The sequence below is a fragment of the Pseudomonas petrae genome, assembly GCF_021728295.1.
Taxonomy (GTDB): domain Bacteria; phylum Pseudomonadota; class Gammaproteobacteria; order Pseudomonadales; family Pseudomonadaceae; genus Aquipseudomonas; species Aquipseudomonas petrae.
In genome coordinates, this window is sequence record NZ_JAKJXE010000003.1 from 119892 (window position 1) to 135988 (window position 16097).

Annotated in this window: 14 protein-coding genes; 1 reads left to right on the plus strand and 13 read right to left on the minus strand. The window is 61.1% G+C overall.

The features are described 5' to 3' along the window. Position 1: 1 nt before the first annotated feature. The 4 genes from creD to rloA2 all read right to left on the minus strand — a co-directional run bounded on the left by creD (position 2) and on the right by rloA2 (position 4191). Entirely contained in the window at positions 2-1378 is a 1377-nt protein-coding gene (gene creD / locus L4G42_RS06300) for a cell envelope integrity protein CreD (protein WP_237251578.1), read from the minus strand. 142 nt (positions 1379-1520) lie between these two features. Continuing rightward, the gene (gene creC, locus L4G42_RS06305) at positions 1521-2951 is read right to left on the minus strand and encodes a two-component system sensor histidine kinase CreC (protein WP_237260661.1); all 1431 of its coding nucleotides are present in this window, start codon (positions 2949-2951) and stop codon (positions 1521-1523) included. Further along, the gene (gene creB / locus L4G42_RS06310; RefSeq protein ID WP_237251580.1) at positions 2951-3631 is read right to left on the minus strand and encodes a two-component system response regulator CreB; all 681 of its coding nucleotides are present in this window, start codon (positions 3629-3631) and stop codon (positions 2951-2953) included. Before creB ends, creC begins: the two co-directional genes overlap by 1 nt. 59 nt (positions 3632-3690) lie before the next feature. After that, complete coding sequence (gene rloA2, locus L4G42_RS06315) at positions 3691-4191, minus strand: retropepsin-like aspartic peptidase RloA2 (protein WP_237251581.1); 501 nt, start codon at positions 4189-4191, stop codon at positions 3691-3693. A gap of 221 nt (positions 4192-4412) precedes the next feature. Here rloA2 and L4G42_RS06320 point away from each other — a divergent pair, with 221 nt between their 5' ends. Continuing rightward, positions 4413-5300: an acyltransferase gene (locus L4G42_RS06320; RefSeq protein WP_237251582.1), complete on the plus strand. Its 888-nt coding sequence runs from the start codon at positions 4413-4415 to the stop codon at positions 5298-5300. A gap of 105 nt (positions 5301-5405) precedes the next feature. On the opposite strand, the gene L4G42_RS06325 is transcribed toward L4G42_RS06320, so the two are convergent. From L4G42_RS06325 to glyA, 9 genes are all read right to left on the minus strand, one after another. Further along, entirely contained in the window at positions 5406-5969 is a 564-nt protein-coding gene (locus L4G42_RS06325; RefSeq protein ID WP_237251583.1) for a DUF2780 domain-containing protein, read from the minus strand. An 87-nt stretch (positions 5970-6056) separates the two neighbouring features. Beyond that, on the minus strand, positions 6057-6524 hold the full coding sequence (locus L4G42_RS06330) for a DUF1190 domain-containing protein (protein ID WP_237251584.1): 468 nt from the start codon (positions 6522-6524) through the stop codon (positions 6057-6059). A gap of 309 nt (positions 6525-6833) precedes the next feature. Then, on the minus strand, positions 6834-8033 hold the full coding sequence (fdhA, locus tag L4G42_RS06335; RefSeq protein WP_237251585.1) for a formaldehyde dehydrogenase, glutathione-independent: 1200 nt from the start codon (positions 8031-8033) through the stop codon (positions 6834-6836). 230 nt (positions 8034-8263) lie between these two features. Further along, entirely contained in the window at positions 8264-9121 is an 858-nt protein-coding gene (gene purU / locus L4G42_RS06340) for a formyltetrahydrofolate deformylase (RefSeq protein ID WP_237251586.1), read from the minus strand. A gap of 150 nt (positions 9122-9271) precedes the next feature. Continuing rightward, entirely contained in the window at positions 9272-9904 is a 633-nt protein-coding gene (locus L4G42_RS06345) for a sarcosine oxidase subunit gamma (RefSeq protein ID WP_237251587.1), read from the minus strand. 242 nt (positions 9905-10146) lie between these two features. Further along, positions 10147-13167 carry a sarcosine oxidase subunit alpha gene (locus L4G42_RS06350; RefSeq protein WP_237251588.1) on the minus strand — a complete coding sequence of 1007 codons (3021 nt, stop codon included), beginning with the start codon at positions 13165-13167 and terminating at the stop codon, positions 10147-10149. Beyond that, on the minus strand, positions 13164-13478 hold the full coding sequence (locus L4G42_RS06355) for a sarcosine oxidase subunit delta (RefSeq protein WP_237259620.1): 315 nt from the start codon (positions 13476-13478) through the stop codon (positions 13164-13166). The genes L4G42_RS06350 and L4G42_RS06355 overlap by 4 nt, the downstream gene beginning before the upstream one ends. 21 nt (positions 13479-13499) lie before the next feature. Then, a complete protein-coding gene (locus L4G42_RS06360; protein ID WP_065991270.1) occupies positions 13500-14750 on the minus strand; it encodes a sarcosine oxidase subunit beta family protein in 1251 nt (416 codons plus the stop codon). Positions 14751-14765: 15 nt separating this feature from the next. Further along, positions 14766-16019, minus strand: coding sequence for a serine hydroxymethyltransferase (glyA, locus tag L4G42_RS06365; protein ID WP_237251589.1), 1254 nt, complete (start codon positions 16017-16019; stop codon positions 14766-14768). Positions 16020-16097: the final 78 nt, after the last annotated feature.

Below are 16097 nucleotides of genomic sequence, written 5' to 3' on the forward strand. Positions count from 1 at the left end.
ACTACTCATGACTCACCTCTACCACCAGCGCGTCAGGTTTTGCGGGACGTTGCGCCAGCGCATACCAGTCCAGTTTGCGCGTCAGCACCATGAACACGCCGAGCACACCGAACAGTAACAAAGCGCCCATCAGCAAGGCGTAATCTTCGGCACCGAGCAGGCCGTAAAGCAATGCGTACAGGATTCCCAGCGCCACGCCGAAAGACAGTCCGTGACGAACGCTGCCAAGCACATGACAGACGTAGAACCCGATCAGCGCCACACAGGCAGTGGCCGACACCAGATACGCCAGCGTGAAGCCCAGGTGTTCGGACAGAGACAACAACAGCAGATAGAACAATGCCAGCGACGCACCGACCAGAGCGTATTGCACCGGGTGGACCGCCAGCCCTTTGAGCACTTCGAACAGCACGAAGCCGGCGAAGGTGAGCGTGATGAAAAGCAGCGCATATTTGATCGAACGATCACTCTTGAGGTACTGGTCGACCGGCGATATGAAGCTCACACCGAAACTGCGGCCGGCGAACTCGGTACACACTTCGCTCGATGGACATTGGTTGAGAATTTCCTGCAGATTGGTGGAGAAGAAAGACGTCTGCCAATTGGCGGTGAAACCTTGCTCGGAAACGTCGCGACTGGCGGGCAGGTAGTTGCCGATGAAGCTTGGATGCGGCCAGTCAGCTGCGACGCGTACAACACTCGACTTGCCCACCGGCGTGATCTGCAACTGTCCAGTGCCCTGCAGACGCAGATCGAACGCGAAATTCAGGCGCTTCTGCTCGACGCCTGTTTCCAGCGGCAGCACGACGCTGACGCCCTCCCCCAACAGCGCCACATCCGTACCTGGAACGAAGTCCAGTTGTTCGCCATTGAGATCGAGCTTCAGCGCACTTTCGATGCCACGAACATCAGTAATCCCGACTGCCAGAAAAGGTGCATCGAACCGGTAGTTCTCGAAATCATTGCCCAGGCCAAAGTGCTCGGGCAGCACGAACTGGCCGCTCAGCGTGTTATCGGCGTGATAAAGGCGAGCCTCGTAAATGCCGCGCGAACGAACTTCGGTCTGGACCTTGCCGTCCAGTTCAAAGCGCTCGGGAAGGAAGTACAAGCGGCCGTTTTCCTCAACCGTTTCCTGATATCGCTCGCGAGACTCTGCGTTGAGCTTCCAGATCCGGGTCAACTTGCGATACGGCACGACCAACAGCGGCCCGCTGATGTGCTGGCTATAAGTGGAGCTGCGCGCGATGTCTTCGACCACTTCGTCGCGTCTGCTCTGTCGATCCTGGATAAGGCCATTGATCATCATCAACGGGATTATCAGCGCCAGTATCAACAGACCGATCATTCCCACCTTGTAAAACGACATGCCCTTGTTCATCGCACTCTCCCGGTTTTTGATGGGGAGAGTCTGAAATGTCTGTGTGGAGCAATCGTGGGGGAAATGTGGAGATTGTGTGGGGTGTTACGGACGATGAAACCTCTGCCTCCCGAGATCTAAAACCTTATCGGGCCTGCGTCTCCTATCGCAGCGATACTCGCAGCTGCAACCCAACCATCACCCCGCCCACAACATTCCGAATCTGCATTTCCCCACCATGCAACTGCATCACTTCTTCAACGAAATTGAGCCCAAGTCCCGTGCTTTTTCGGCCGCTGTCGGGCCGGGGCAGGGAGTAGAAGCGCTCGCTCAGACGAGGCAGCGCGTATTCGGGAATGGGGTCGGCGCTGTTGAAAAACAGCACGTTCACGTGCTCGCCCTCCCGCTCGGCGCTGAAGCGCAACGTGCCTCCGTCTGGCGTGAAGTCCAGCGCATTGTCGAGCAAATTGGAGAACGCCTGGCGCAACAGAAAGCGCTCCCCGGTCACGACCAGTTGGGCTGTAATCAGCCGTTCGACGATCAAACCCTTGCGCTCGATGCGCGCGGTCTGCGCCGCCAGCGTGTCCTCGATCAGCACGGCAAGTGGCACCAGGACGTGCTCTTCCAGTCCCTGGCGTTGTTCGACCATGGCCAGATTCAGCAGCCGTTCGATCAACTGCTGGACACGCGCGCTTTCGTTATCGATGTTGCTGACGAAGCGCTGCCGCTGATCGGCGGGCATGTCGCCCTGCAACAGCTCGGCAGCGCCGCGAATCGCAGCCAGCGGGCTTTTCAGTTCATGGGTCAGGGTGTGCACATAGCGCTCGACGTAATCCTTGCCTTCCAGCTGTGTGCGCATGTGCTCGACGGCTGCAGACAACTGCGCCAGTTCGCCGCCTCGATAGCGGGGCAGCTCGACCCGGCGCCCTTCGCTCACGGCCTGGGCGTATTCGGTCAAGCGACGCAGCGCGCTGCTCACCCACCACGACAGCAACGCAGCGAACATCAACCCCAGGACGATCAGTCCTGCGCCGTAATACAGCAGACGCCGCTCTGTCCGGTCCACGTAAGGCTGCAGCGAGCTATTGGGTTTGGCCACGGTCACGACACCGATAATGCGGTCACCGTCGCGAATCGGCGCGCCAACGTGCATGACCGATGAGTTAGGGTCCTGAGGATCGCTGCGAGTCGAGCGCGCGCCATATTCGCCACGCAATGTGAGAAAAACATCATTCCAGCGTGAATAATCCTGCCCCACGGCCTCGCCGCTGGAGTCGAGCAAAACAATGCCGTGGGCGTCGGTCACATACACGCGGTTGTTGACCTGATTCTTTGGCATGCCCCAGATCTTCGCGTCCGGCCGCCGCAACCCATAGGCCGTGAGCACTTGCGGGAAGCGACTCTGGCTCAGGGTCCCCGCTTTAACGTCGGCCTGCAGCACCTCGGCAAGGAGGTTCGCGGTGTCCACCAACGTCTCTTCGGTAGATTGCCGAACGCCGGGGCGCACTTCCTTCATCACTGTGTTGAGGACGAAATACCCCGTCAGGCCAATGAACAGCGCATAGACCAGAAAAATCCGCAGGCCCAGCCGCATCAGCTGTGATCCGGGCTGTAGCTGTAGCCGAGACCGCGATGGGTCTGAATCGGCTCGGCCTCGGCCGCGATCGCACGCAGCTTGGCGCGTACGCTTTTGATATGGCTGTCGATGCTGCGCTCGTAGCCGGCATCGCTGGCAACGCCGACCGCATCGAGCAACTGCTCTCGGCTAAACACCCGCCGTGGTTGCTCCAGCAGACAGTGCAACAGGCGAAATTCGTGCCGCGTCAGGCTCATGGGCTGGCCGCGATAGCTGATCAGCACGCGCTCAGCATCAACCGAAAAATGGCCGCCGGGGGGATTTGCGTCGACTCGGGGCGCGATTCGTTTGAGGATCGCCTTGACCCGTGCAGTGACTTCACGCGGGCTGAACGGCTTGACGACGTAGTCATCTGCGCCAATTTCCAACCCCACCACGCGATCGATCTCACCGTCACGGGCGCTCAGAAACATCACCGGCACCTCGGTAAACCGACGCAGTTGTTTGCAGGCTTCGAAGCCGCTGATATCGGGCAGGCCGATGTCGAGGATGATGAGGTCGGCGGGCGTCTCGCGTTGCAAGGCGACGGCCGCCTGTCCCAGCGTCAGCCATGCGGTGGTGAAACCCTCGCCCTGCAGGGCATAGATGAGGGTATCGGCGATGGCGGCTTCGTCTTCGACAATGAGAATGTGGGGCATGGCATCCGAGCACGTGGCGTAAAGCCGGAACGGTGCCGGATATCAGTCCCGCGCGTCAATCAGCACTCAGGCTTATCCGCCGTATAACGACGGGCCGGGTTAACTGCCGCGCCGAATTCGCGCAGGGCCTTGGCGCCGATCAGCAAGGGGTAATTGAAGTGGCTGCGGTCGACGAGGTTGACCTCCACGGTGCGTTTCACGTTGCCCAGGCACAATTCGAGGTCAACGACCGGGCGCTTGGTCGGGTCAGCCGGTTCTTCTTCATCCTCGCCTTCGGAACGGCCCTTGATCCGGCTGATGCGTGAAACCTTGTGCTCGTACACTTTGCTGTCAGCGTCCTTGGTCGCCAGACGGAAGCGCACCCAGTCATCGCCATCGCGCTTGAACAGTTCGATGTCCTTGGCCGACAGCGATGCGGTCAACGCGCCGGTGTCCATCTTGGCCTTGAACGTCTCGCCGATCTCCGAGACCTGAATGTATTCGTAACGGCCATACAACGTCGGTTCGGCAGCCATGACAGGCAACGCCAGCAAAGACATAAGCGCCAGAAGGGATTTCACGGATCTGATTCCTCGTGATGAATGGGCGGGGCATGTGATCGGTTTAGACCGTAACTTTGCCGATGGTTCGCGCCAGGCTTCGCGCTGAGGGCCAAGCGAGCCAGGCAATCCGGAGCCTACTGACAAACGCGTGAAACATTCGTCGGTGTCGCCAGGGATTTTTGCGCCAGGCGCCCGGCCTGCTTATCATTGCGCGCCACCCTGTCGACCGCGAGTGTCTTATGCGTCACCTGCTCACCGGAATTGCCGTCACGCTGCTGCTTCTGCTCAATACGCTGGTGCTGATCGGCCCGCTGATGGTCTTTGCGCTGCTCAAGTTGGTGTTCCAGAGCGAGATGCGCGACAACTGCTCGGCGGCAGTGATGTGGATCGCCGAGACCTGGTGTGAAATCAACAAGCTGATTTTCAAAGTTTGCCTGCCGACCCGGTGGGAAATTCGGGGCGACGAAGGCCTGCGTGGCGATACTTCCTACCTGGTCATCAGCAACCATCAGTCGTGGGTAGACATCCCGGCGCTGGTGCAGGCGTTGAATCGACGTACGCCCTTCTTCAAATTCTTCCTCAAGAAAGAACTGATCTGGGTGCCGTTCCTGGGGCTGGCGTGGTGGGCGCTCGATTACCCGTTCATGAAGCGCTACACGAAAGCGTTTCTGGCCAGGCATCCCGAGCTGAAGGGCAAGGATCTGGAGATCACCCGGGAAGCGTGCGAACTGTTCAAACGTCAGCCGGTGACGGTGGTGAATTACCTTGAGGGCACGCGCTTCACGCCGGCGAAGAAAGCTCATCAGGCTTCGCCCTACCGCTATCTGCTCAAGCCCAAGGCAGGCGGCGTCGCATTTGTGCTGGCAGCGATGGGTGAGCAACTGGACGCGGTGCTCGACGTGACGGTCGTCTATCCAGGCGAGCGCATTCCGGGGTTCTGGGACCTGATTTCAGGACGGGTGCCGCGGGTGATCGTCGACATCAAGACCCGCGAACTCGACCCTGCGCTGTGGCAGGGCGATTACGAGAACGACCCGGCGTTCCGCGTGTATGTGCAGGACTGGGTCAACAGGCTTTGGGAAGAGAAGGATGCGCGGATCGCCGAGTTGCGCGGCGCTATTCATTAGCACTGTAGGAGCGCGCTTGCCCGCGAAGGCGGCGCGTCAGGCACCCGATCCGTCACAGGCAGAATGCATTCGCGGGCAAGCGCGCTCCTACAAAATACCTGAGGCTTACTTAGCGCCCCAGACGCCACTCAACGCCTGCAACGCTGAACCACCGGCGCCTTGCTGACCGAGGTATTGCAGAATCACCGGCACGAACTGGCTGACCATGCTGCTGTTCATGCCCAGCGCGCCGAACGCCTTGTTCACGTCGCCCATGCTCTGCACGTTGCCCAGCGCGCTATCCAGGGCAGAGTTGCTGCTACCGGAGTTGCCCAACAGACCACCCAGTCCGCTGAGGCTGCCGAGAGCCGATGTGCCGGCCAGTTGGTCGAGGCCTGGCACTGATTTGCTCAGTTGCGAATAGTCATTGCCGGCGAGTTTGTTTTTGGCCAGCCCCAACAAAGCGCCGGTGCCGCCAACCGCTTGCTCCGGCGTGACGTTCAATTGCGTGCCTAGCGTATTCAACAGCCCGGCTGCCTCAGGCGCAGCAGTTGCCTTTTGCTGGCCGCCGGTGGCATTGGAAACCGCATTGGCCGCATCATTCAGATTGAAAGCGAAGACCGGCGTGGCTGCCAGCGCCATCAGGCTCGCCAGCGCAGCACCGCGTACGTTTTTCAGTGAAACTTTCATCGCAACAACCTCGTTTGCCGGGAGACCGGCCGTGGCCGGGTAAACACGCGTTGGACCGCCCCTCGAATGGAAGTTCCACGCAGGGCCTCAGGGTTTGCTGACATAAAACAACCGCTGCGGCTCGAAGGTCCTCGCCAGCCGTTGATCCGCAGCCGTCGAGCCCGCCTGCAGGAGCCGGTGGCGAATGAACGCCTTATCGAAATGCTCTCCGTTGCGAAGCTTCTCGCGCAGGCTGATCAACCGAGTGCCACCCTGATGATCGGCGCCGCGATAAAGCGGTTCACTGGAGAGGCGCACTTGGGAGTCGGGACCGCCTCCGATGGATGTCAGCTGAACCTGGGTGATGATCGCGAAACCGGAGAGCCAGGGCGACCAGAGCCGGGAAACGTCGGCAGCGAAACACTCACCCGGGGTGAAGTCAGCCTCGCAGTCCGCCAGCTCGCGGTAGATCGGTGCGACGCGCACATGCTGGCGGTAAGCCGCGCGGTACCCGGCCTGGCATACCGGCGGCGCAACCCCGGCCCAGATGCAGGCGTTGGGGTTTTCAAAGAACATCTCCGACGATGCCCAGCCCGACGAAACGGGCTCAAGGTGAGCGCTCGTCAGCGTGGCAGGCAAAACAATGAGCGGCATTGCGACGAGGAAATGAATCGATGTTCTAACCCACTCGACAAACATGCATGACCCGCCACCTGAAAAACCGGCCGGACAAATAACACGGCGATAAGGCAGCTGAAACAAGCAGGAATGGAATTCAAAGGCTCCTCAACTATTTTCAGAAACGCCCTACAAATGTCGGGTTAGAGCCCTACGTCAGGCATAAAAAAAGCGACCCGTAGGTCGCCTTTTGTGAGCGTCAGAAGATCACGCGGCGCTGAACAGCTTGTGTGGGTCGATGACGAATTTCTTCGGCACACCGGCATCGAACTCGCCGTAACCGCGCGGGGCGTCGTCGAGGCTGATAACTTCCACGCCCACCACATCGGCGATGTTGATGCGGTCCCACATGATGGCCTGCATCAGTTGACGGTTGTACTTCATGACCGGCGTCTGCCCGGTGTGGAAGCTGTGGGATTTCGCCCAGCCCAGGCCGAAACGAATGCTCAGCGCGCCGACCTTGGCGGCAGCGTCCACGGCGCCTGGGTCTTCTGTCACGTATAGGCCAGGGATGCCGATCTTGCCGGCGACGCGAACCACACCCATCAGCGAGTTGAGTACAGTGGCCGGTGCCTCGGCCTTGGCGCCAGCGTGTCCATGGCCGCGCGCTTCGAAGCCCACGGCGTCGACAGCGCAGTCCACCTCAGGCTCACCCAGCAGATCGGCAATCTGCTCGTGCAGCGGGGTGTCCTTGGACAGGTCGGCGATTTCGAAACCCTGGGCCTTGGCGTGTGCCAGACGCACTGGATTGACGTCACCGACGATCACGACTGCCGCGCCGAGCAAGCGTGCTGATGCGGCAGCGGCAAGACCCACCGGACCGGCACCGGCGATGTACACCGAGCTGCCCGGGCCAACACCGGCAGTGACCGCGCCGTGGTAGCCGGTTGGCAGGATGTCAGAGAGGCACGTCAGGTCGCGGATCTTCGACATCGCCTTGTCGCGATCGGGAAGCTTGAGAAGGTTGAAGTCGGCGTACGGCACGAGCACGTATTCGGCCTGACCGCCGGTCCAGTCGCCCATGTCGACATAACCGTAGGCACCGCCGGCACGGGCCGGGTTGACGGTCAGGCAGACGCCGGTGTGTTGTTCTTTGCAGGAGCGGCAACGGCCGCAGGCGACGTTGAATGGCACGGACACCAGATCACCGATCTTGAGGTTTTCGACGTCGCTGCCCTTCTCGATCACTTCACCAGTGATTTCGTGACCCAGTACGAGGCCGACCTGGGCAGTCGTTCGGCCACGCACCATGTGTTGATCGGAACCACAAATGTTGGTGGAAACCACGCGCAAGATCACCCCGTGCTCGATCTTCTTGCCGCGCGGGTCCTGCATCTTGGGATAGTCGATTTTCTGCACTTCGACTTTGCCTGAGCCGAGATACACCACACCACGATTACCAGACATGCTTTCACCTCGCTGATTGTTGTTATGAATACAGCTGTATAGCGGAGTTATGCGTTGCCAGTATTCTGCGGCAACGCACTGATTGCTCTGGGGTGTTGCGTTGTGTTGCGCTAAATCTTGTGTCGTTTTTTATTACGTCATCGCGAGCAAGCTCACTCCTACAGTTGATCGCGTTCGATTGTAGGAGTGAGCTTGCTCGCGATGCCGCGAAGCGGCGAAGCGGCGGGTGCTTACAGCACCACCGTCCTGTTGGCATTGAGAAACACGCGCCGCTCAATGTGGTATCCCACTGCGCGTGCCAGGGTCAGGCCTTCGATGTCGCGGCCCTTGGCGATCAGGTCTTCGGGGTAGTGACTGTGGTCTACCACTTCGACGCCCTGGGCGATGATCGGCCCTTCGTCGAGGTCGTTGTTTATGTAATGGGCTGTCGCGCCGACCAGTTTCACGCCCTTGTTGTAAGCCTGGTGATAGGGCTTGGCACCCTTGAAGCCCGGCAGCAACGAGTGATGAATGTTGATCGCCTTGCCATCGAGCTTGCGGCACAGCTCCGGCGACAGCACTTGCATGTAGCGGGCAAGCACCACCAATTCGGCGCCGGTGTCTTCGATCACTTTCATCACCCTGGCTTCCTGCGCCGGTTTGTCGTTCGGGTCGAGGGGGAAATGGTAGTAGGGAATCTCGTGCCAGCGCGCCAGCGGTTCGAGGTCCGGGTGATTGGAGACGACGGCGACCACGTCCATGGACAGCTGATTGATGCGCTGGCGGTAGAGCAGATCGTTGAGGCAGTGGTCGGCCTTGGAGACCATGATCACCACTTTTGGACGATAGTTCGGCGCGGTAAGCTCGAAGATCATGCCGAACGATTCGCCGCGCTCAGCCAGGCCTGAACGGAAGGATGCTTCGTCAAATCCCTCCGGCTGACGGAACTCGACGCGAATGAAAAAGCGGCTGGACAGCCGATCATCGAACGAATGGTGCTCGGTGACGTAACAGCCCTGCTCGAAGAGGTAACGCGTCACCGCGTCCACCGTGCCCAGCACGCTGGGGCAGTCGGCGGTCAGAATCCAGGTATCGGGGGCGCGGCTCATAGGTATTCCTTGATCGTTCCCACGCTCCGCGTGGGAATGCAGTTCAGAACGCTCTGCGTCCATCTTCGAGTGACGCGGAGCTTCGCGGGCGGCGTTACCACGCGGCGCGTGGGAACGGTCAGCATGCTCCACTGTGGGGTAAACCCGGAATCAGGCAGCAACGCCCAAACCATACTCCGCGCTCGCGTCCTGCAACCACAGCCACCAGTAATCGGCGAAGCTGCGGCGGATAACCAGTTCCCAGGTCTCTTCACCGGTTCGGCGGATCACCAGCTGCGATTTGGCGAACACCGTGCCGATGGCCTTGCCCACCGGAAAATTGTTCGGGTGCACGTCGTAGCTGGTGGACTTCATCAGCACTTCGCGGACCTTCGGGCCGGTCAGCTCCAGCAGCGATTGCCCGCCGCTGACGTTGACGATAGCGATGTGCGAACCGGCGAGCGCCTCGCGCAGCTTCTGCTCGACGGCGAATTCTTCACCGGTCGGCACGATCAGCAGCCACTCATCCGGGCCAAGCCACTGGATCGAACTGTCGCCGCTGGACACCAGCGCCAGCGCACCCGGCAACTCCATGCCCAATGCCTTGTGCACGCCGGCCGCGAACGCCGGATCGTGACCATTGCCACGGATGGTCAGGTGGCCGAGCAGTTTTTTCTCCCGCAGCACGACGCCCGGATTGCTGCGGCCCTTGCCGATCAGGTTCTGAAGGTCAGCATGAAACAGCGGCGACTCGGCTTTGGCCTCGGTCGCTGGCCGCTGTTGGTAAACGTTGGCTGTGGTCATAGAGCACCTGTGTTGAATTCTGTTGTTTCAGTGAGCGCGAACCTTGTAGGAGCGCGCTTGCCCGCGAATGGTATTTCTGACGACCGAGCTTTATCGGATGTACGTATTTTCGCGGGCAAGCGCGCCCCTACAATTGATCTCGTTCCGGGTTGGGACATTGAGCGCATTCTTTAGGAGCCGGCTTGCTGGCGAACCGATCAGGCGATCGCGACGTGTCAGACACACCGCGCGCGCCCACCCGATCACTCCACGTTCTGCTGATCACCCTTCGGATCGAAGAACACCGAGGACACGATCTCCGCCTCGATCACCGACCCATCCGCCAATGGCGCAAACACCCGCTCACCCATGCGCTTCAGCCCGCCCTTCACCACACCCATGGCGAACGAATAGCCCAGCGAGTTCGCCGCGTAACTCGACGTCACGTGGCCAACCATCTTCATCGGGATCGACTGCTTCGGATCGAACACCAATTGCGCGCCTTCCGGCAGCCATTTGTTCGGATCAATCGGCTTCAGGCCGACGAGCTGCTTGCGATCTTCCCGCACGCAGTCCTCACGGTTCATGCCGCGCTGGCCGATCCACGAGAATGGCTTGGTACGGCCGACACACCAGCCCATGTTCAAATCGTCCGGGGTCATCGAGCCGTCGGTGTCCTGGCCCACGATGATGAACCCCTTCTCGGCGCGCAGGACGTGCATGGTTTCAGTGCCGTACGGGGTCAGGTTGTACGGCTTGCCCGCTTCGGCGATTTTTTCCAGAACGCCCATGGCGTAGTCGGCCTGGATGTTCACTTCGTAGGAAAGCTCACCGGTAAACGAAATCCGGAACACCCGCGCCGGCACACCACCCACCAGACCTTCTTTCCAGGTCATGAACGGGAACGCTTCACGGCCCAGGTCGATATCGGTCACTTCGCTGAGCAGCTTGCGACTGTTCGGGCCCGACAGGGTCAGGGTCGCGTAGTGGTCGGTGACCGAGGTGAAGTACACCTGCAGGTCGGGCCATTCGGTCTGTTGATAGATTTCCAGCCACTGCAGCACGCGTGCGGCGCCACCGGTGGTGGTGGTCATGATGAAGTGGTTGTCGGCGATGCAAGCGGTCACACCGTCGTCGAAGACCATGCCGTCTTCCTTGCACATCAGGCCGTAACGCGCCTTGCCCACATCAAGCTTGGTCCAGGCGTTGGTGTAGATGCGGTTCAGAAACTCCCGTGCATCCGGTCCTTGAATGTCGATCTTGCCCAGCGTCGATGCGTCCAGAAGACCAACGCTGTCGCGCACGGCCTTGCATTCGCGGCGCACGGCGGTGTGGATGTCTTCACCGGCTTTCGGGAAATACCAAGGACGTTTCCACTGCCCGACGTCTTCGAATTCGGCGCCGTTCTTCACGTGCCAGGCATGCAGCGCGGTGAAGCGCACAGGCTCGAAGATGTGACCGCAGTGACGTCCGGCAATGGCGCCGAAGGTCACCGGCGTGTAGTTCGGGCGGAACATGGTGGTACCCATTTCCGGGATCGACACGTTCAGCGAACGGGCGGCAATCGCCAGCCCGTTGACGTTGCCGAGCTTGCCCTGATCGGTACCGAAACCCAGCGCGGTGTAGCGTTTGACGTGCTCGACGGACTCGAAACCCTCGCGGGTCGCCAGTTCGATGGCCGCTGCGGTGACGTCGTTCTGCAGGTCGACGAACTGCTTCGGCGCACGGGCGGTGCCCTTCTCGTGCGGGACTTGAAACAGCGCCAGTGTCGGTTCTTCCACGCGGCTCAAGGCTTTGGGCAGTACGCCTTCGACCGGTTTGAACCCGGCTTCGCTGGCGGCACGAACACCACCTTCAAAGCCGTCGGCCAGCGAGTCGCCCAAGGCGTAGACGCCATTGACACCGCCGACGCAGACGCGTTTCTGCGGCGCGTCGCCCGGCACGAAACCGAGGATATCTTCGCGCCAGACCGGCTTGCCGCCGAGGTGCGAAGCCAGGTGAACGATCGGGCTGTAGCCACCGGAGCTGGCAACCAGATCGCAGTCCAGCCACTCGCCCGGGCTGGTGACTTTGTGTGCTTTGACGTCGATGGCTGCTACGCGGGCGGCACTGACGCGCTTGCTGCCACGGGCTTCCACGACGGCGCTGCCGGTCAGGATCCGAATGCCTTTGGCGCGGGCTTCTTCGACCAACGCGCCGCGCGGGTTGTGACGCGCATCGGCGACGGCCACCACGTGCAAGCCGGCATCGAGCCAGTCCAGCGCCACGCGGTAGGCGTAATCGTTGTTGGTCGACAGCACCAGTTTCTTGCCCGGCGCCACGCCATAACGGCGCACGTAAGTGGAGACGGCGCCGGCCAGCATATTGCCCGGCACATCGTTGTTGCCGTAAACCAGTGGACGCTCGTGGGTGCCGCTCGCCAGAACCACGCGCTTGGCGCGAACCCGGTGCATGCGCTGACGCACCTGACCGATCGGCGCGCGATCACCGAGGTGATCGGTCAGCCGCTCGTGAATGGTCAGGAAATTGTGGTCGTGATAGCCGTTCACCGTGGCCCGGGGAAGCAGCGTGACGTTGGGCAGGCCTTTGAGTTCGCCCACTACCGTCGCCACCCAGTCCGCCGCCGGTTTGCCGTCCAGACTTTCGCGGCTGTCCAACAGGCTGCCGCCGAATTCTTCCTGCTCGTCCGCCACGATCACTCGCGCACCGCTGCGTGCGGCAGCCAGTGCAGCGGCCAGACCTGCAGGCCCGGCGCCGACCACCAGCACGTCGCAGTGCTGGTTCATGTTGTCGTAGGTGTCCGGATCCAGCTCGGTCGGCGAACGCCCCAGGCCCGCGGCCTTGCGGATGTACTTCTCGTAAGTCATCCAGAACGATTGCGGGTACATGAAGGTTTTGTAGTAGAAACCCGGCGGCATCAGCTTGCCACCGACCTTGCCGAGAATGCCCATCATGTCGGTGTTTACGCTCGGCCAGCCGTTGGTGCTGGTGGCGACGAGGCCCGAGTACAACGCCTGTTGCGTGGCGCGCACGTTGGGGATCTGCGTGGCTTCGGTGGCGCCGATCTGCAGAACGGCGTTCGGCTCTTCGGAACCTGCCGCGAAGATGCCGCGAGGTCGGGAGTACTTGAAGCTGCGGCCGATGATGTCGACACCGTTGGCGAGCAAGGCTGCGGCCAGTGTGTCGCCTTCGAAGCCCTGATAGGTCTGGCCGTTGAAGTTGAAATTCAGGACCTTGCTGCGATCGATGCGGCCGCCGTTGGGCAGGCGATTGGACTGGCTCATACCTGATCTCCCTTTCTGATCGCAGGTGCCGGATTGACGAACTGCGGCTGCGTGCCGATCGGATAGGTTTCGAGAATTTCGTAGGTCACGGTGTCACGCGTCGTGTTGAAGTACTGACGGCAGCCCGCTGCGTGAATCCACAACTCGTGGTGCAGACCGCGCGGGTTGTCGCGGAAGAACATGTAGTCGCCCCACTCCTCGTCGGTGCAGGGCGCCGGGTCCAGCGGACGCGGGATGTGGGCCTGACCGGAGACGTGAAATTCCTCTTCGGAGCGCAGTTCGCCACAGTGAGGACAGAAGATGTGCAGCATGGGATTTCTCCTGTGAGTGGGTTAGTGCGCAACCGCAGCGGCGCCATGCTCATCGATGAGCGCGCCGTTGTGGAACCGGTCGATTGAGAAGGGTTTGGCCAGCGGGTGCATTTCGCCTTTCGCCAGACTGGCGGCAAACACGTTGCCCGAGCCCGGGGTGGCCTTGAAGCCACCGGTGCCCCAACCGCAGTTGAAGAACATGTTCGGCACAGGCGTCTTGGAAATGATCGGGCAGGCGTCCGGCGTGGTGTCGACGATGCCGCCCCACTGGCGGTTCATGCGCACCCGCGACAGCACAGGGAACATCTCGACGATGGCTTGAATGGTGTGCTCGATCACCGGGTACGAGCCGCGCTGGCCGTAGCCGATCCAGCTGTCGATACCGGCACCGATCACCAGATCGCCCTTGTCGGACTGGCTGATGTAGCCGTGTACGGCGTTGGACATGATCACGCTGTCGATGATGGGCTTGATCGGCTCGGACACCAGCGCTTGCAGCGGATGGGATTCCACCGGCAGACGGAAGCCGGCGAGCTTGGCCATGTGGCCGGAGTTGCCGGCCGTCACCACACCGACGCGTTTGGCACCGATGAAGCCCTTGTTGGTTTCGACGCCAATGCACACGCCGTTTTCCTTGCGAAAGCCGGTCACTTCGGTCTGCTGAATCAGGTCCACGCCCAACGCATCGGCGGCGCGGGCGTAGCCCCAGGCCACGGCGTCATGACGCGCCACACCGCCGCGACGTTGCACGGTGGCGCCGATGATCGGGTAACGGGTGTTTTTCGAGCAGTCGAGGTACGGAATCTCTTCCGCCACTTGCTTGCCGTTGAGCAGCTCGCCGTCGACGCCGTTCAAGCGATTGGCGCTGACCCGGCGCTCGGAATCACGCATGTCCTGCAGGGTGTGGCACAGGTTGTAAACGCCGCGCTGAGAGAACATGACGTTGTAGTTGATGTCCTGAGACAGGCCTTCCCACAGTTTCATCGCGTGTTCGTACAAGTGCGCCGATTCGTCCCACAGGTAGTTGGAACGCACGATGGTGGTGTTGCGCGCGGTATTACCGCCGCCCAGCCAGCCTTTCTCGACCACGGCCACGTTGGTGATGCCGTGCTCTTTGGCCAGGTAATACGCCGTTGCCAGACCGTGGCCGCCGCCGCCTACGATGACCACGTCGTAGACCTTTTTTGGGGTCGGCGTGCGCCACATGCGCTGCCAGTTTTCGTGGTGGCTGAGGGAGTGTTTGAAGAGGCCGAAGCCCGAGTAATGCTGCATGGTGCGACTCCTGACTCAGCGGTAAACCGGGAAATCGGCGCACAGCGCAGAGACCTGCTCGGCAACATTGGCCTCGACATCGGCGTCGCCGAGGTTGTCGAGAATGTCGCAGATCCAGCCTGCCAGCGTGATGCACTGGGTAACTTTGAAACCGCGCGTGGTCACGGCGGGGGTGCCGATGCGCAGGCCCGACGTCACGAACGGCGATTGCGGATCGTTTGGCACGGCGTTCTTGTTGACGGTGATGTGCGCTCGACCGAGCGCAGCGTCGGCATCTTTCCCGGTCAGGCCCTGACGAATCAGGCTGACGAGGAACAGATGGTTATCCGTCCCGCCCGAAACAACGTCGTAACCGCGATCGATGAACACCTGCGCCATGGCCTGGGCGTTGTCGATCACTTGCTGTTGATAGGCTTTGAATCCGGGCTCCATGGCCTCTTTAAAGCACACGGCCTTGCCGGCAATCACGTGCATCAGCGGGCCGCCCTGGGAACCTGGGAATACGGCGGAATTGAGCTTCTTCTCGATCTCTTCGTTGGCCTTGGCCAGGATCAAGCCGCCACGGGGACCGCGCAGGGTTTTGTGGGTGGTGGTCGTCACTACATCGGCGTACGGCAGCGGGTTCGGGTACAGACCGGCAGCGACCAGACCGGCGACGTGGGCCATGTCAACAAACAGCAGCGCGCCCACTTTGTCGGCGATCTCACGAAAGCGCGGGAAATCCAGGGTTTTGGAGTAAGCCGAGAAACCGGCAACGATCATCTTCGGTTTGTGCTCGACGGCCAGTCGTTCGACTTCGTCGTAATCGATCAGGCCGGTGGCAACGTCGATGCCGTATTGAACGGCGTTGTACAGCTTGCCCGAGGACGACACTTTGGCGCCGTGGGTCAGGTGACCGCCATGGGCCAGGCTCATGCCCAGCAAGGTGTCGCCCGCTTGCAGCAGCGCCAGGTAAACTGCGCTGTTGGCCGACGAACCGGAGTGCGGCTGAACGTTGGCGTAGTCGGCGCCAAACAGCAGCTTGGCGCGATCGATCGCCAGTTGCTCGACCTTGTCGACGTGCTCGCAGCCGCCGTAGTAGCGCTTGCCGGGATAACCCTCGGCGTATTTGTTGGTCAGGCCACTGCCCTGGGCCTGCATCACGCGCTTGCTGGTGTAGTTCTCCGAGGCGATCAGCTCAATGTGGTCTTCCTGACGCTGCTCCTCGGCACCGATCGCCGCCAACAGTGCATCGTCATAACCCTGGATCTGGTCTTGCTTGCTGAACATCGCGGTTCTCCCAGCGGCGGCGCGGCGCCTGAATGATCGACAGGGCCTTGAACTGCCCTTTGGCCACGATGGTATGGC

What these genes read in the sequence shown, in the direction of transcription:
- L4G42_RS06345 (WP_237251587.1), bottom strand. Translation starts at nt 9,904, where the DNA reads ATGACCACAGCCAACGTTTACCAACAGCGGCCAGCGACCGAGGCCAAA.
- L4G42_RS06330 (WP_237251584.1), bottom strand. Translation starts at nt 6,524, where the DNA reads ATGTTCTTTGAAAACCCCAACGCCTGCATCTGGGCCGGGGTTGCGCCG.
- creC (WP_237260661.1), bottom strand. Translation starts at nt 2,951, where the DNA reads ATGCGGCTGGGCCTGCGGATTTTTCTGGTCTATGCGCTGTTCATTGGC.
- fdhA (WP_237251585.1), bottom strand. Translation starts at nt 8,033, where the DNA reads ATGTCTGGTAATCGTGGTGTGGTGTATCTCGGCTCAGGCAAAGTCGAA.
- L4G42_RS06355 (WP_237259620.1), bottom strand. Translation starts at nt 13,478, where the DNA reads ATGCTGCACATCTTCTGTCCTCACTGTGGCGAACTGCGCTCCGAAGAG.
- L4G42_RS06325 (WP_237251583.1), bottom strand. Translation starts at nt 5,969, where the DNA reads ATGAAAGTTTCACTGAAAAACGTACGCGGTGCTGCGCTGGCGAGCCTG.
- creB (WP_237251580.1), bottom strand. Translation starts at nt 3,631, where the DNA reads ATGCCCCACATTCTCATTGTCGAAGACGAAGCCGCCATCGCCGATACC.
- L4G42_RS06360 (WP_065991270.1), bottom strand. Translation starts at nt 14,750, where the DNA reads ATGCAGCATTACTCGGGCTTCGGCCTCTTCAAACACTCCCTCAGCCAC.
- creD (WP_237251578.1), bottom strand. Translation starts at nt 1,378, where the DNA reads ATGAACAAGGGCATGTCGTTTTACAAGGTGGGAATGATCGGTCTGTTG.
- L4G42_RS06320 (WP_237251582.1), top strand. Translation starts at nt 4,413, where the DNA reads ATGCGTCACCTGCTCACCGGAATTGCCGTCACGCTGCTGCTTCTGCTC.
- L4G42_RS06350 (WP_237251588.1), bottom strand. Translation starts at nt 13,167, where the DNA reads ATGAGCCAGTCCAATCGCCTGCCCAACGGCGGCCGCATCGATCGCAGC.
- glyA (WP_237251589.1), bottom strand. Translation starts at nt 16,019, where the DNA reads ATGTTCAGCAAGCAAGACCAGATCCAGGGTTATGACGATGCACTGTTG.
- purU (WP_237251586.1), bottom strand. Translation starts at nt 9,121, where the DNA reads ATGAGCCGCGCCCCCGATACCTGGATTCTGACCGCCGACTGCCCCAGC.